This is a genomic window from Sporosarcina aquimarina (assembly GCF_033253705.1).
GTDB classification, from domain to species: Bacteria; Bacillota; Bacilli; order Bacillales_A; family Planococcaceae; genus Sporosarcina; species Sporosarcina aquimarina.
Window position 1 is genome coordinate 219,860 of record NZ_JAUBDH010000005.1, and the last position, 16,549, is coordinate 236,408.

13 protein-coding genes are annotated in these 16,549 nt (G+C 41.4%); 8 read left to right on the forward strand and 5 right to left on the reverse strand.

All coding sequences use genetic code 11. From position 1 onward, the window contains the following. Positions 1-51 precede the first annotated feature (51 nt). Positions 52-1,029, forward strand: a complete 978-nt coding sequence (locus QT716_RS10180) for a zinc-binding dehydrogenase (protein WP_317935938.1) — start codon at positions 52-54, stop codon at positions 1,027-1,029. 68 nt (positions 1,030-1,097) lie between these two features. Here QT716_RS10180 and QT716_RS10185 read toward each other — a convergent pair whose 3' ends face one another. Continuing rightward, complete coding sequence (locus tag QT716_RS10185) at positions 1,098-2,795, reverse strand: M3 family oligoendopeptidase (protein WP_317935939.1); 1,698 nt, start codon at positions 2,793-2,795, stop codon at positions 1,098-1,100. A 202-nt stretch (positions 2,796-2,997) separates the two neighbouring features. On the opposite strand from QT716_RS10185, the gene QT716_RS10190 reads away from it, so the two are divergent. Then, a complete protein-coding gene (locus QT716_RS10190) occupies positions 2,998-3,288 on the forward strand; it encodes a DUF6509 family protein (RefSeq protein ID WP_317935940.1) in 291 nt (96 codons plus the stop codon). Positions 3,289-3,435: 147 nt separating this feature from the next. Next, positions 3,436-4,419, forward strand: a complete 984-nt coding sequence (locus QT716_RS10195) for an NAD(P)/FAD-dependent oxidoreductase (protein WP_317935941.1) — start codon at positions 3,436-3,438, stop codon at positions 4,417-4,419. Positions 4,420-4,471: 52 nt separating this feature from the next. Here the strand turns inward: QT716_RS10195 and QT716_RS10200 are convergent, their stop codons facing one another. Together QT716_RS10200 and trhO are read right to left on the reverse strand one after the other, a co-directional pair. Continuing rightward, the gene (locus tag QT716_RS10200) at positions 4,472-5,296 is read right to left on the reverse strand and encodes a DUF368 domain-containing protein (protein ID WP_317935942.1); all 825 of its coding nucleotides are present in this window, start codon (positions 5,294-5,296) and stop codon (positions 4,472-4,474) included. A 138-nt stretch (positions 5,297-5,434) separates the two neighbouring features. Beyond that, the gene (gene trhO / locus QT716_RS10205) at positions 5,435-6,409 is read right to left on the reverse strand and encodes an oxygen-dependent tRNA uridine(34) hydroxylase TrhO (protein WP_317935943.1); all 975 of its coding nucleotides are present in this window, start codon (positions 6,407-6,409) and stop codon (positions 5,435-5,437) included. 299 nt (positions 6,410-6,708) lie between these two features. Between trhO and QT716_RS10210 the strand changes: the two genes are divergently transcribed. Continuing rightward, entirely contained in the window at positions 6,709-8,256 is a 1,548-nt protein-coding gene (locus tag QT716_RS10210) for a polysaccharide deacetylase family protein (RefSeq protein WP_317935944.1), read from the forward strand. 48 nt (positions 8,257-8,304) lie between these two features. On the opposite strand, the gene QT716_RS10215 is transcribed toward QT716_RS10210, so the two are convergent. Next, a complete protein-coding gene (locus QT716_RS10215; protein WP_317935945.1) occupies positions 8,305-9,783 on the reverse strand; it encodes a catalase in 1,479 nt (492 codons plus the stop codon). 317 nt (positions 9,784-10,100) lie between these two features. Between QT716_RS10215 and QT716_RS10220 the strand changes: the two genes are divergently transcribed. From QT716_RS10220 to cydC, 4 genes are read left to right on the forward strand one after another with little or no spacing between them, the layout of a single operon-like run. Then, positions 10,101-11,504: a cytochrome ubiquinol oxidase subunit I gene (locus QT716_RS10220; RefSeq protein ID WP_317935946.1), complete on the forward strand. Its 1,404-nt coding sequence runs from the start codon at positions 10,101-10,103 to the stop codon at positions 11,502-11,504. Next, positions 11,491-12,507 (forward strand): cytochrome d ubiquinol oxidase subunit II, encoded by a 1,017-nt coding sequence (cydB, locus tag QT716_RS10225; protein ID WP_317935947.1) that lies wholly within the window; start codon positions 11,491-11,493, stop codon positions 12,505-12,507. Before QT716_RS10220 ends, cydB begins: the two co-directional genes overlap by 14 nt. Beyond that, complete coding sequence (gene cydD, locus QT716_RS10230) at positions 12,507-14,231, forward strand: thiol reductant ABC exporter subunit CydD (RefSeq protein ID WP_317935948.1); 1,725 nt, start codon at positions 12,507-12,509, stop codon at positions 14,229-14,231. The genes cydB and cydD overlap by 1 nt, the downstream gene beginning before the upstream one ends. Further along, complete coding sequence (cydC, locus tag QT716_RS10235) at positions 14,228-15,958, forward strand: thiol reductant ABC exporter subunit CydC (protein WP_317935949.1); 1,731 nt, start codon at positions 14,228-14,230, stop codon at positions 15,956-15,958. The genes cydD and cydC overlap by 4 nt, the downstream gene beginning before the upstream one ends. A gap of 98 nt (positions 15,959-16,056) precedes the next feature. Here the strand turns inward: cydC and QT716_RS10240 are convergent, their stop codons facing one another. After that, positions 16,057-16,545 (reverse strand): DedA family protein, encoded by a 489-nt coding sequence (locus QT716_RS10240; protein WP_317935950.1) that lies wholly within the window; start codon positions 16,543-16,545, stop codon positions 16,057-16,059. Between the last annotated feature and the right edge of the window lie 4 nt (positions 16,546-16,549).

Sequence of the window (16,549 nt, forward strand, 5' to 3'; positions counted from 1 at the left end):
AAGAGAAAGCGGAAGATTCAAGCAAATTCAAGTATAGAGAGGAAGAGGGAAATGAAAGCAATTATTCATGGCGATGCAGGACTTCGACTAGGAGAAATGCCGCTGCCGAAAGCTGGAAAAGGAGAAGTTGTAGTTGCCATTAAGACCGCTGGATTGAATCGAAGGGACTTATACATACCAGACCGAAGAGGACAAAAAGGCGAAGATCTGATTTTAGGTTCAGATGGAGCAGGAACGATTGAAGCAGTTGGGGAAGGTGTTACACAATGGTCTGTAGGTGATGAGGTAGTCATTAACCCTTCTTTGGATTGGCGCGAAGAAAGTGATACGTCCCCTGAAGGCTTCAGACCGTTAGGAGTTCCTGATAACGGCACATTCGCTGAAAAAATTGTACTTTCTGCCGAACAGATTGAACCTCGTCCCGCTCACTTATCGTGGGAAGAGTCTGCTTGTATCGGTCTCGCTGGACTCACGGGCTATCGCGCACTGGTGACTAGAGGGCAAGTGAAGAAAGGCGACACGGTATTCGTCCCTGGAGCTGGAAGTGGAGTAGTGACCTTCATTATACAATTTGCGAAAGCAGCTGGTGCGAGAGTTATCGTAACCTCTCGTAAAGAAGATAAGCTCAAGCATGCGTTAAAGCTTGGTGCAGATCGTGCAATTGACACTAACGCGGATTGGGAACAAGAGTTGAAGGATGAAACGATAGACCTTGTGATTGAAAGTGTAGGAAAAGCGACGTTCAACCGGTCACTAGGTGTATTGAAGCCCGGAGGCAGGCTGGTCGTATTTGGTGCAACGACAGACGATGTAGTAGATATCGATTTACGTGCACTTTTTAATAACCAACAAGAGATTGTCGGATCTATGATGGGTAGTCGTGAAGAACTAAGAGAAATGCTCGCATTCTCTGAAAAACATACCATCCGGCCTGTGATTGACCGAACACTTCCATTAACGGATGCTTTAGAAGGTTTCAAAATGCTGGAGGACAGCACCCAATTCGGGAAAATCGTATACACAATTTAAAAACAGCTCACTATCATCCGGAATAGGAGATAGTGAGCTGTTTTTTTGTATATATTCAAAGTAGGTAATTAAAGAGCTTTATCATCTACTGAATCTAGCCAGTCTTCAATTGTCCCGACAACTGATTCAACACAGCCATCTTCAAACGGTGAAATCAGGTTTGCTTCGTTCACTAATTCTGTAAATGATTTAGATCCTCCAAGTTTACAAAGGTGTACATAATCATTCCATGCCGACTCATGATCTTCTCGGTCTTTTTTCCAGAATTGGAACGCACAGATCTGTGCCAGTGTATAGTCGATATAATAGAATGGAATTTCATAAATATGAGCTTGGCGCTGCCAAATTCCACCGCTCTCTAAGTAAGCATTACCGTCATAATCACGTTTTGGTAAGTAAATGCCTTCAATACGCTTCCAAGCTGCTTTCCGTTCTGCAGGCGTCATTTGTGGATTGTTATAAACCTCATGCTGGAATTCGTCAACAGCCACCCCATAAGGTAAGAATAAAAGCCCGCTGCTTAGGTGAGAGAACTTATATTTATCGGTTTGCTCTTTAAAGAACAATTCCATCCATGGCCAAGTGAAAAATTCCATACTCATCGAGTGAACTTCTGCACCTTCACTTGTTGGCCAAACGTATTCAGGGATTCCAATGTTACGGCTGGAATACACTTGGAACGCATGTCCAGCTTCGTGCGTTAACACGTCAATGTCACCAGAAGTTCCGTTGAAGTTTGAAAAGATGAACGGTGAATCATAGTTATCGATGAACGTACAATATCCGCCCGCTTCTTTCCCTTTTTTGGCGACAAGGTCAAGTAAATTCTTTTCGGTCATGTACGTAAAGAATTCGTCTGTTTCATGAGACAACTCCTTATACATTTCTTTTCCTTGTTCGATAATCCAATCAGGGGAGCCTTGAGGTATCGCATTGCCTGTTAAGAAATCCAGCGACTGATCATAAAACTTAAAATCATCAACACCAATTCGCGCGGCTTGACGATCATACAGTTTGTTTGCAACCGGAACAATATAATCTCTTACTTGATCACGGAATTTCTTAACCATATTTGCATCATAGCCAATACGGGACATTCTTACATATCCAAGTTCAGTGAAAGTGGAAAAGCCAAGTTTCTTAGCGATTTCATCACGCAATTTAACAAGACGATCGTAGATGTCATCGAATTTGTCATCATTTTTTTCATAAAATGAATATTGAGCAGTCATTGCTTCTTTTCGTACAGTCCGATCTGTTGACTCCATATAAGGTCCAAGCTGTGCGAGTGTTAACTCTTTACCATCAAATTCAATTTGTGCAGAAGCAACAAGCTTTGCATACTCAGAAGTGAGCTTATTCTCTTGTTGAAGAAGAGGCATTACTTCTGGCGAGAAGGAACGTATTTCGTTTTCAGCAAGTGCGAATAGCTGCGCACCCCATTTTTCTTCTAATTGTTCTCTGAACTTGGAACTTATAAGAGCTTTATAGAACTCAGTAGAGAGTCCTTGGAACTCCGGACTAATCTCATCGAAGTAATCACGCTCTTTTTGATAGTAATCATCATTGGTATCAATAGAAGAACGAATATACGCAAGGTTCATTTGGGTTGAATAGTCATTCCCGATTTCATTAATTTTCCCGATAATTGCATTTTGTGTTTCATATGAATCCGCTTCATGGAACTTTGTCAGCAAGTCGTTGAATTCTTTTTTTATATCTTCCATCTCTGGACGTGCATATTGGTATTCGTCAAAAGTAATCATAATCTTCCTCCACTCATCTAATAGGTAAAGTACTGCATCTCTATTGTTCCTGAAAATCCAAAAAAAAGCAAAAGGTATCGTGTCGGAAGTGCAATTATTTTGAAAAGAGTGTATAAGTGTCAACTGCATGAAACTCATGGTATGATGAGGGCATGTACGTAAAGACTCGTAAATTGAAAGATGAAGGGAAACCAACCTACTTATGAATATTACTCAATATGCTGTATCAGAATTAAAAGATCCTACTGGAATTTTGACAGGGGAACGCTATGAATTCAGAATCTACTTAGATTTTGAAGAAGATGATGAGTTGCTAGAAGAAGACGCAGCTGGTTTGCGCACAATTTATGTAGTAGATGGTGAATCAGATAAAATAACTGCTACATACTTCTTTAAAAAAGGAACAGAACAAGCTTTGGATTTTGAACTTGAAGACGAGGAAATTGAGGAAGTACTGGAATTTTGCAGAGCTAATGTAGAAAAAACGTCATAATAGTACCGAAAAATTGCCGATTGCGGACAAAATAAGTGAAATTTCAACTTGAATGGTGGATAATATAGCTATAAACGAATGGTAGGACCTTTATTTGTTAAAACATCCGGAAGTCCTACAAAATTTTTTAGTAATGGAGTGTTTACTATGGATCGAGAAATCGTCGACATTACAATAATAGGCGGAGGCCCAACTGGTCTTTTCGCTTCTTTTTATGCAGGCATGCGGGAAATGTCAGTAAAAATTATGGATAGCCTGCCTCAGCTTGGCGGACAGTTAATTGAACTGTATCCCGATAAGTATATTTATGACGTTGGTGGATTTCCAAAAATTCTCGCTAAAGATCTAGTGGCGAATTTAGTAACGCAGGCTCATCATTCTAACCCTGAAATCCTTCTTGGAGAAGCGGCTCTTTCAGCAACTCGTGAAGGAGATCACTTCGTTTTGAAGACTGATAAGGGTGAGCATTTAACAAGAACTATTCTGTTAACAGCTGGAATTGGTGCGTTTCAACCGCGTAAAATTGGGATAGAAGAAGAAATACATTTTGAAAACAAGAGCTTGCATTACGGCATTAAAGATTTAGCTTTGTTCAAAGACCATAATGTACTGGTTTGTGGTGGCGGAGATTCTGCAGTAGACTGGGCACTTATGCTTGAAGACATCGCATCGAATGTAACTCTTGTGCATAGACGCGAGCGTTTTACTGCGCACGAAACAAGTGTAAACCAGTTGATGGAATCGAAAGTCAATGTGATGACGTCTCGTTCTGTTAAATCATTACGTGGTGAAGATGGTAAAGTACATGAAGTACAAATCGTTCATAAAGATGGTACTGAAGAAATTTTACCGATGGATCATGTAATTGTTAACTACGGAAATATTTCTTCATTAGGACCTATTAAAGAGTGGGGTCTTGAAATGGAGAAAAACTCTATCGTAGTCAATACACGAATGGAAACGAACATTGAAGGTATTTATGCAGCTGGGGACGTTACCAATTACGATGGTAAAGTGAAGTTGATAGCTGTTGGACTTGGAGAAGCGCCAATCGCAGTCAATAATGCGAAAGCTTATTTAGATCCTAAGGCTCGTGTACAGCCATTGCATAGTACAAGCGTATTTTCATAATGATATAAAAAACTGTCCCCCGAGTCACGATTGACTCGGGGGACAGTTTTATTTACTTTTTAACGGATTCTGCTTCAGGTGGGCTAAACAAATTAGATACAAGGAGCCCCATGATCAGTGCAACACTGCTCATTAAAAATGGAGTTCCGCTTTCTGGAATTCCTGGATAGATGACAAAGACAGAACCGACGATTAAACCAATAATAATTGCGAATGTTAATGTCGCATGTTGATTAAGTAAGAAGTGTATAATTTTACTGCTAATCACGAATCCAAGAATAACACCCAATCCAATTACAATCATAATCGGAATGTTAAAATCAGACAATGCCGAAATGGCGGTTGAATACATACCGAGAAGTAACAAAACAAAAGAACCGCTAATTCCAGGCAGTAACATTGCTGTACTCGCAGCCCATCCTGACAAAAATAAGACAAGGGTTGAAGTTGGTGTTAATGATGTAATTACAGTGCTATCTGCTGGAGATATGAAAGCTGTCATAGCAAGCAAAACTCCGACGATTAGTAACACAATGTAGTGATGGAATTTAAAAGTTGTCTTAACTTTTGCTTGTTTAGCCATGAAGGGAAGTATCCCAATTATCAAGCCGATAAAGAAGAACTGAGTCGGTGCAAAGTAATTCGCTAATAGAAACTTAATGACACGGCTAAAAAGTACAAGTGTCAATCCCATTCCAACCGCGAGAGGAAATAAGAATCCTATATGTTTTTTCCATTCTTTACTGAATAGTCCACTGATTGAAGTGAGTAAGCGATCGTAAATACCTAACAAGAAAGCAATTGTGCCACCACTCACTCCAGGTATTAAATCACTGATCCCCATTAAAAATCCTCGGTAAATATTTCTCCATTCCATTCGTATATCCTCCAATTTAAGGCTTGAATCTTTGACGTATCCAACTAGAAAATGTTCCATTAGAATTTTACATCTAGAAAAATCCAAGCATAGAAAAACGCATAGCCGGATGGTGCCGTCTATGCGCCATTTCAGTCATTAAGAAACGTGTGTTGCATTTCGATGGGCTTCAATTTTTGCTAACTGGTCATTGAACTCATCTTTTGTCATTTCGTGCTCAACGAAATAACGGTTGCGTGGATGAGTACGGCATTCGTCTGAACAGCTGCGCATATAGAAATGCTCATTTTCCTCCGAAGCCAAGATCTTTGCATTACATTCAGGATTCGCACAGTTGACATAACGCTCACATGGGGTACCGTCAAAGTGGTCACGACCAACAACTACATGCTCGACTTGGTTGACTGGTACTGCAATTCGCTCATCAAACACATAACATTGACCGTCCCACAGCTGGCCTTTCGCAATAGGATCTTTGCCGTACGTAACAATTCCGCCATGCAATTGTCCTACATTATCAAAACCTTCACGTTTTAACCATCCTGTAAATTTCTCACATCGAATACCACCCGTACAATAAGCAAGGACTTGTTTACCTTCGAGCTGTTCCTTGTTTTCTTGGACCCATTCGGGAAGATCACGGAAGTTTTCAATATCGGGACGAATCGCACCGCGGAAATGACCTAAATCGTATTCATAATCATTACGCGCGTCGATTACTACTGTATTCTCTTCTTGCATTTTTTCTAGGAACTGTGCAGGATCCAAATAAGTTCCTGTTGTCTCAAGTGGATTCACGTCGTCTTCCAGGCTTAAATTGACGATTTCTTTACGAGGACGAACGTGCATCTTTTTAAATGCATGTCCTTCTGATTCATCTATTTTAAACCAAAGATCGGCAAAGCGTTCATCGTTTTTCATATGCTCCATATACGCATCTGTTTGAGCAATTGTACCAGAACAGGTTCCGTTGATGCCTTCTTCACCTACTAAAATACGGCCTTTTAATCCAGTTTCATTACAAAATTGCAGATGTTCTGCTGCAAAAGTTTCTGGATCGTCAATGTGGACGTACTTGTAAAACAGTAAAACTCGATAATTTTCTTTTTCCATGGGTTTAACCACCTTCTGTTTTTTCACTTTGCAATAGGGTAAAACAGTCGGCCCGGTGCAATTACAGTTTTTTACACATAAAAGCAACCCGCATTTGCAAAATCCGGGACTAGCTCAGTATATCATAAAACACCAACCTAAAAAAGTGAACAGAAATTGTCTGTAAAACAATTGTAATCTATTAATATATGTACTACTATTTGGAGTAGACAAAGTTCCAAAAATTTGGCATGGGCAAATTATCTATTTCGCTTTTAATCGACAAAATTGGAGCACTTATTATAGAGGGGTCTTGAATTATGAAAAAAAGATTTGCAAATGGTAAGTTCAAATTGATAGATGTACTCTTAACCACAATCATTGTTTTTTTGGGACTCACAGCTATTTTACTGATCTTTTCGAAAGGCAGCTCAGAGACTGAACTGAAATCAGCTTCGAGTTCACCAAAAAAAGATGACGGTGTCGTTGTAGACAAGTCTGACTCTAAATATAAAGGAATAAAAATTGTAACTGAAACCTCAAATAATCCTTTAGGGAAGTATGCAATCCAATATCCGCAAAGTAACAACGAAGCGTTTAACGATCGTGTCTCATCATACATAAACAAGGCAAAGAAAAATTATTTGACTGCCATAAGAAAATTGAAAGTTGAAGATAATAAGAAAAAAAGCGAACTGAACATTTCATTCGAAACGTATGTAGACAAAAAAGGAAATTATTCGTTTGTACTTTTAAATAATGAGAGGATGCAAGAAAAAAAGAGACTTTCTGAAATCGAATCATTCCACTTGAATTCAACTAATGGTGAACAACTTTCTATTCAAACTGTTTTTAAATCAGATGAAGGCATTTTGGAGAAGGTAACTGAACGTGTTCGAAACAAAATTCATCGTACAGAGAAATTGCGTAATGGAATTGTGACACATAATATGCAAATCAGAACAGAACCTAAATGGGAGAACTTTGAGAACTTTGCAATCACAAAGGATTCTATGTATTTCTATTTTGAGAGTGGTTCTTTAAAGGAAGAAGAAGCAGGTCCGCAAATTGTGAAAATCTCCATCGGAAAAATGAATGACTTATTAAAACCAGAATTTCAAGTGACAATTAATTCATCAGATTCAAATGAAAAAATAGGCAAACCTGATGGTTCGGAAGCGGATGAAAACAATTCCGAAAAAGGGAAAGTCGAAGATTCAAAAGATGATTCGTCCAATGAAGATTCTTCTCAAAAGAAAGAAGAGAACAAAGGGACAGCTGCTGAAAGTGAAAATTCTCAAAAAGAGGAACAGCCTGGAGAAAAACTAGTGGCGCTTACATTTGATGATGGACCGGATCCGAAATCCACGATTCAAATACTTGAGATATTGAAAAAGTATGATGCGAAAGCGACGTTCTTCATGTTAGGCAGCCGTGTTGAATATTATCCCGATGCTGCTAAAGCTGTTAAGTCAGAAGGACATGAGATTGGAAACCATTCGTGGAACCACCCGGATCTTAGCAAAATGCCTTTAGCGAATGCGTTAGAAGAGATCAATAGAACGAGAGATATTATCCAAAAAGTTACAGGGGAAAAGCCGACGGTGTTCCGTCCTCCATATGGAGCTTTTACTAACCAATTGAGTAAGCAAACGATTCCTCCGATAGTATTATGGAATGTGGATACATTAGATTGGAAATACCGCAGCGCTCCAAAATTATTGGAAGAAGTAAAAAAATCCACACATGATGGCAGTACGGTGTTAATGCATGATATCCACCAGTCAACAGCAGACGGATTAGAGGATGTAATGGCATATTTGCAAAGCCAGGGGTATAAGTTCGTAACAGTTTCCGAGTTAAACTAAACAAAAGGGCCGCACAGAACTCAGTGCGGCCCTTTTTTATTGAGTTTTTTAGTCGACAAGCACATCGGTCATAGGAATACCTAATGCGTTGGCTACTCCTTCGCCATATGCAGGATCAGCGCTATAGCAGTGTTTGATGTGGCGAAGTTTGATTTCTTTAGGCGCATCGCCCATGTTATTAGCTGTATTGCGGAATAACAGTTGTTTCTGCTCGTCGTCCATTAGGTTGAACAACTTACCTGGCTGTGTGAAGTAGTCATCGTCATCTTCACGGAAGTTCCAGTGATCAGCTGCACCTTCAAGTTTCAACGGCGGCTCTCTGAAATCAGGCTGTTCTTGCCATTCTCCTACACTATTCGGTTCGTAAGATGTCCGACTGCCGTGGTTTCCGTCCACTCGCATTTGACCATCACGATGGAAACTGTGGAACGGACATTTTGGAGCATTTACCGGGATTTGGTGATGGTTTACACCAAGACGGTATCGTTGGGCATCTCCATAAGAGAATAAGCGCGCTTGCAGCATTTTGTCTGGAGAGAAACTGATTCCTGGAACTACTTGAGCTGGAGTGAAAGCAGCTTGCTCGACTTCAGCAAAATAGTTTTCTGGATTACGATTCAATTCAAATTCTCCAACTTCGATGAGAGGGAAGTCTTCTTTATACCAAACTTTAGTTAAATCGAATGGATTGTATGGCATATTCGCAGCTTCTTCTTCAGTCATTACTTGAACGTACATTTTCCATTTAGGGAAATCTCCGTTGTCAATACTCTCTAGTAAATCCCGCTGATGACTTTCGCGATCAGTTGCAATTGTTTGACTTGACTCTTCATCTGTCAAATTCTCAATTCCTTGCTGTGAACGGAAGTGGAATTTCACATAATAACGCTCATTATCAGGGCTGATGAAGCTATACGTATGACTCCCGAAACCGTGCATATGGCGATACGTACGCGGAATTCCGCGATCACTCATGACGATAGTTACTTGATGTAATGCTTCCGGAAGAGACGTCCAGAAATCCCAGTTATTCGTTGCACTTCTCATGTTCGTCCGCGGGTCACGTTTTACAGCGTGATTTAAATCAGGGAACTGCATCGGATCTCTAAAGAAGAATACGGGCGTATTGTTACCAACCATGTCCCAGTTACCTTCTTCTGTGTAGAACTTAAGAGAGAATCCGCGGATATCACGTTCAGCATCTGCGGCTCCTCGTTCGCCAGCAACTGTTGAAAATCGAGCAAACATCTCAGTTTGTTTTCCAACTTCAGAAAAAATCTTTGCTTTTGTGTACTTTGTAATGTCATTCGTTACAGTGAATGTACCGTATGCACCCGAGCCTTTTGCGTGCATGCGGCGTTCCGGAATGACTTCCCGGTCAAAATGCGCAAGCTTCTCTATTAACCAGACATCTTGTAATAGCAGAGGTCCTCTTGGTCCGGCAGACATTGAATTTTGGTTATCAACTACAGGGGAACCTGCAGCTGTTGTTAACTTTTTTCGTGAGTTATTCTCATTTTTCTTCATGTATATTCCTCCTATGTAAATCATTTTCGAACTTCACATTCACTATAGCAGAGCGATTCTTAGATAGCTAGCATTTTGTTTATAATCATTATCGTTAAGGATGAGTTATTGTTAACTGAAAATTTAGTTTGAACAATTATTCTATTTAATTTTGAAATCATGTCCCTTAAAGTGGTATGTGACAACATTCCAACATTAGGTCACAAAACCCCCCTGAAGTTTTGAGGTTTGTAACAGATCCTTTGCTAATTGCTCACAAACTATTTTAGCGTTTAATTTATAATGGAGACAGATTGAGTTTGAGGGGAGAGGTAGAGATGGAAGAGGTTTTACTTTCAAGAATCCAGTTCGCATCGACAACATTATTTCACTTTATATTTGTCCCGTTGTCTATCGGATTGGCGCTGATCATTGCGATCATGCAAACGCTCTACGTTGTTAAGAAAAAAGAGATATATATGAAAATGACAAAGTTCTGGAGTATTTTTTTCCTCATTAACTTTGCAATAGGTGTTGTAACTGGTATCTTCCAAGAATTCCAATTTGGGATGAACTGGTCTACTTATTCTAGATTCGTAGGAGACATATTCGGTGCACCGCTCGCTGTTGAAGCGTTGCTTGCCTTTTTCCTGGAGTCTACATTTATCGGAATTTGGATCTTTGGAGCACAAAAATTATCTAAGAAACTACATTTAGCCTCTATATGGTTAGTTTCAATTGGAACAATATTATCTGCATTTTGGATTTTAGCAGCAAATTCTTTCATGCAAAATCCAGTCGGGTATGTATTACAAAACGGACGGGCGGAAATGAATGATATCGTAGCCCTTTTAACAAACGAAAAGCTCTGGGTTGCATTCCCGCATACAATTTTCGGCAGTATCGCAACAGGTGCTTTCTTTGTAATAGGAGTAAGTGCGTTTTACCTCATAAAGAAACGTCAAGTCGACTTCTTCAAAAAATCAATTACCATTGGTTTAGTAGTTGGACTTGTGGGCGGATTAGGATTGGCATTTACAGGTCACTCCCAAGCGCAATATCTAATGCATGCGCAGCCTATGAAGATGGCGGCTGCTGAAGGTCTATGGGAAGACAGTGGAGATCCTGCTGCTTGGACAGTTGTTGCAAAAATCGATTCAGATGAGCGTGTGACAACTGGACGTTTAGAAATCCCTTATTTATTAAGTTATTTATCCTACAATGAATTCTCGGGCAAAGTATTGGGCATGAATTCATTGAACGAACAAATGATTGCGGAACATGGAGAAGGAGATTACATTCCGCCAGTAAAAACAACCTTTTGGAGTTTCCGAATTATGGCGGGAACGGGTGGTGCTTTGGTAGTTGCGAGCATGCTCGGATTGCTGTTGCTGTTCCGTAAAAAGATCGCAACATCGACGTTCTATTTAAAATTGATGGTCCCGGTTATTTTCTTACCGTTCATCGGAAACTCGTTCGGTTGGATAATGTCTGAAGTCGGCCGACAGCCTTGGGTTGTCAATGGTCTTATGAAGACGGCTGATGCAGTTTCACCGAATGTTTCAGCAGGCAGTATATTGTTTTCGCTCATTTCGTTCTCAGCAGTATACGCAGTTCTCGGAATCATCATGGTGATTTTGTTCATCAAAGTGATTCAGCGCGGACCGGAAGAACGTAAACCGAAAGATGTATCAGTTACAGATCCGTTTAATGTAGGAGGCGTTTCACATGGTACTAAGTGAGTTATGGTTTGTGCTCATCGCAGTCCTCTTCATAGGTTTCATCTTCTTGGAAGGATTCGACTTCGGTGTTGGGATGAGTTTGAAATTCTTGGCTAAATCAGAACGCGACAAAAAGCAGCTCATCAATACGATCGGTCCTGTATGGGACGCAAACGAAGTGTGGCTTATCACAGCAGGGGGAGCAATGTTCGCAGCGTTCCCTCATTGGTACGCGACGGTGTTCAGCGGATATTACTTACCGTTTGTTGTCTTGCTGCTGGCACTAATTGGCCGCGGCGTTGCATTTGAATTCAGAGAAAAAATCGAATCAGACAAATGGGTCAAGACCTGGGATTGGGCAATCTTCACTGGCAGTATTTTGCCGCCATTCCTATTTGGAGTTCTATTCTCAAGCATGTTAAAAGGAATGCCGATCGATGCGGATATGAACATGCACGCTGGATTCTTGGATTTCGTGAACGTGTATACCGTGGTTGGAGGAATTGCATTCGTGCTTCTTTCTTATCTACACGGATTGCTATTCATTACGTTGAAAACAGAAGGTTCTATGCGTGTTCGTGCGAAAGAAGCTGCACTTAAAATTTACTGGGCTGCAGGCGCGAGCATTATCGCATTTGTCTCACTAACTGCAGTGTATACAGATGCATTCGCAAATAGAGGTACGATTTTGATACCTATGTTTGCAGTTGTGATTGTTTTATATGCGCTGCTCCATCGTTTAATTGCAAAAGGACGCGAAGGATTCAGCTTTACAGTAACAGGGATAACACTTATCGCGGTGATGGCATCGTTCTTCATCGGTTTGTTCCCGAATGTAATGATCAGCTCAATGGATACTGCATTTAACATGACAATCCGGGAAGCGGCATCTGGAGATTACTCGTTGAAATTAATGACGTTCGTTGCGCTGACAATGGTTCCAATCGTTATCGCATATACAATATGGGCGTACTATATATTCCGTAAGCGTCTTACGGATGATGTGGAGTCACACGGATATTGATGGACCGACATCTTCTGCAATATAGCGGCAGCAAGAAGACCTTTCTGCTTGTAGGAATCTTGACAGTCGTTCAAGCGGCTTTCATCATCCTGCAAGCTCTCTCCTTATCTTCAGCCATTACCCGGATGTTTCAAGGGCTAGAATGGAAGGGAACCGTTATATCGCTCGCCGTGTTTTTCGTTGCTCATGTGATTCGTCATTCCCTTCAATGGGGGAAAGAACGAGTGGCACTCAAGTTTGCCGATTCGATTGCCCGATCTTATCAAGATCAGTTGGCTGAAGCATTATTAAGAGATGGTACTGGTATGATTGCCCGTTATGGGTCAGGTTCATTACTGACTCTAACGTTAGAAGGTGTTCCGAAATTCCGTAAATACGTCGAGTTGTTTATTCCAAGATCTTTATCGATGGGAATCATTCCGGCGGTTATTTTAGTCTATATTGTCACCACTGATCTTATGTCAGGTGTGACGCTGCTATTCGTAATGCCGATTTTGATTGTTTTCTTAATCTTAATCGGGATTGTTTCTAAAAAGAAAATCGATGACCAAATGGGCACCTACCGCTTACTGTCCCGTCATTTCGCAGATTCCATCCAAGGGATTGAAACTCTTAAGTTTTTAGGAAGAAGTAAGTCCCATGAAAAAGCGATTGCTGAAGTAAGTGACAAATATCGAGTTGCGACGAACCGGTCGTTAAGTTACGCTTTTTTGTCATCGTTTTCGTTAGATTTCTTTTCTAGTCTGTCCGTTGCGCTTGTGGCTGTCGAACTCGGTTTGCGATTGATAAATGGAGGTATTGGGCTTGAAGCTGCACTGGCAATTCTAATTCTAGCTCCAGAGTACTTTTTACCAGTACGCGATTTAGGTGCTGACTTCCACGCAACTATGGATGGAAAAGATGCGGCAGACGAAATTCGTACCCTACTGGCAGATTCGAATTCAGATGCAAAACAAGAACTGCTCAACATTCCAAACGTTTCGGAAGCAGGAGGCTTTTCGGCTGTTGCACTTCAAAAAACAGGTGATCACGATATCAAGATTGCAAACGATATTCAGTTTTCGGTTGCGGGTCATCAAAAAGTTGGGATTGTTGGCGCATCAGGTGCAGGGAAGTCAACACTGATTGATTTGCTTGCTGGATTTACATCTCCGACAAGCGGTTCGTTCCGCATTGGAGATGTGGAAGCGACTACGCTGGCTGCGGATTCCTGGAGACAACAAGTGACCTACATTCCTCAGCATCCCACTATTTTTTCGGATACATTACGGGAAAACATCCGTTTTTATCATCCGAAAGCGAGTGACGCAGCTGTTCATCAGGCGGCGCAGGCTGCAGGGCTAGACCAACTTGTTGGAGAGTTGACCGAAGGCTTGGATGAAGTGATCGGGCAAGGAGGACGTCCGTTGTCTGGCGGGGAAGAACAACGCGTTGCGATTGCCCGCGCATTATTAGAAGATACGAATGTATTATTGCTGGACGAACCGACTGCGCATTTAGACATTGAAACAGAGCATGAAATAAAACAATTACTGTTGCCGCTTTTGGAGGATCGTCTTGTATTCTTTGCGACACATCGACTTCACTGGATGAAGGAAATGGATTGGATTCTCGTGATGGAAGACGGCTGTATCGCCGAACAAGGAACACATGAACAATTGTCCGCTCAAAATGGCGTGTATAGTAAATTGGCACGTGCTCAAAGGGAAGGGATGGTGCTATGAACTACGTCAAAAGCTTCGTTACTCCATATTTGAGTAAATACTGGAAGTTGATGTCTGTGACTGTACTTCTAGGCATTTGCGCTTCCTTGTCCGCAGCACTGCTCATATTTGTGTCGGGGTATTTAATATCCCGTGCTTCTGAGCGTCCAGAAACCATTTTGCTTGTTTACGTTCCAATCGTGTTAGTCCGTGCATTCGGACTTTCCCGTGCGGCGTTTAGCTATGCAGAACGGATGACTGGCCACAACGCAGTATTGAAAGTGCTCTCAGAAATGCGGGTTCGCCTGTATAGAGCGTTAGAACCCCAAGCGTTATTCATCCGTTCCCGTTTTAAGCGGGGAGATTTACTAGGTACGCTGGCAGATGATATTGAACACTTGCAAGATGTCTACATCCGCACGATTTTCCCGACTATTAGCGGATTATTCTTGTTTGTGTTTGCGACAGTTTCTTTGTCAGTATTCGATTGGAAATTCGGTCTGTTCATCGGACTTTGCTTAGGCGTCATCGTATTCGTCTATCCGCTGCTGTCTTTAGTATTCATGAAAAAACATCAGCAGCGTTCGAAACAGCAGCATACAAGACTTTACCACACGTTAGGTGATGCAGTGTATGGGATTCGGGATTGGCTGATCAGCAGCAGAACGACAGATTTCTTAAGTAAGTTTACAGGTGAACGCAACGAGAGTTACGAAACTGATAAAGAACTTGCGAAACGGGACCAGAATCGAACGTTCCAACTTCAGCTGATTTCAGGTGCTATCACTGTAATTGTTGGCGTGTGGGCGGGATTCCAGGCGATTGAAGGAACAATTTTCCCAACATACATTGCAGCATTTACACTCGTAACCTTGCCGATTATTGAATCACTCATTCCGATTTCACATGCGGTTGAACGGATTCCTGCCTATCGAGAGTCGTTTGCTCGTATTCAGCATACAGAAGATACAGCACATGCCATGTCGATTCCATCTGAATTTGTGACAGACATTCCTGAATCCGTCGAAATACAAGTAGAGAATGTATCGTATTCGTATGCTAACGAGCAAAAGAAGGCGCTCAACCAACTGTCACTTACGATTCAACAAGGTGAACGAATTGCACTTCTAGGCAAAAGCGGTGCGGGTAAGTCAACCCTTCTGCAGTTGTTATTAGGTGCACTTCAACCTGAAGAAGGCTCCATCCGGATTCAAGGACATTCTCCAGAATCTTATGGAGAAAACATTCATCAGCTGGTAAGTGTCTTAAACCAAAAACCATACCTATTTGGAACGACGATTGAAAATAACATCCGGCTCGGAAATCCAGAAGCGACACTGGAAGAGATTAAATCAGTCATTCGTCAAGTTGGGCTAGAGGACTACTTAAGTAAACTTCCGGATGGTCTTCAAACACAAACCGAAGAAGCCGGACGCAGGTTTTCTGGCGGCGAACGTCAGCGACTCGCGTTAGCTCGAATTTTGCTGAATCATACGCCTGTAGTCATTGTCGACGAACCTTCTGTTGGACTTGACCCTGAAACAGAACGGGATCTTATCGCGACAATGATGAAAAGTTTGGAAGGCAAAACAGTCATCTGGATTACTCACCATTTGATGGGGATGGAATTGATGGATCATATCGTGTTCTTAGAATCTGGTGAAATTACTGAACAAGGGACGCACCAAGAATTACTAAACCATTCTGGCCGCTATCATCGGCTGGTTGAACTGGATCGGGGAATTTAAGTTTTAGTGAGCTGTTAAATTTGATAATCTTCCTAAATAATAAAAGAAAAAGAGCTGTTCGGATTTCAGTATTTGCTGCTAATCCGAATAGCTCTTTTTCAGTTAAATGGCCAGCCGAACATATAGCCAAGTGTGATGCAGATGATTCCTGAAAGTGTAGTGCCTAGAGATGAAAACAGCATATACCGTTTTACAGCCATGCCGCTCATTCCAGAAAAGCAACAGACGAAATGCCGCATGCCAGGCACGAAGAACCCAAGGGTAACCGTCCAGGAACCATAACGGCTAAACCAACGTTCTACGCGCGATACTCTTTTTTCGGACAGTCCAACCCACTTTCCGAACCGTTCTATGATGGGCCTGCCAACTTTTTTTCCAATCGTGTACGTAACGAGTGTTCCGATGAATACTCCGAGTATAGCGATGATCATTGCATTGACGATAGTTAAGAGCCCCACTGAAGAAAGATATCCTGTGAAAACAATGACGAATTCGTCCGGCATCGGTAAGCCGAAAATTCCTAGTGCTAGAAACAGAAATACTGCATAAACCCCGTATTGGGTAACAAAGTCTTGTAAAACACTCACGTAT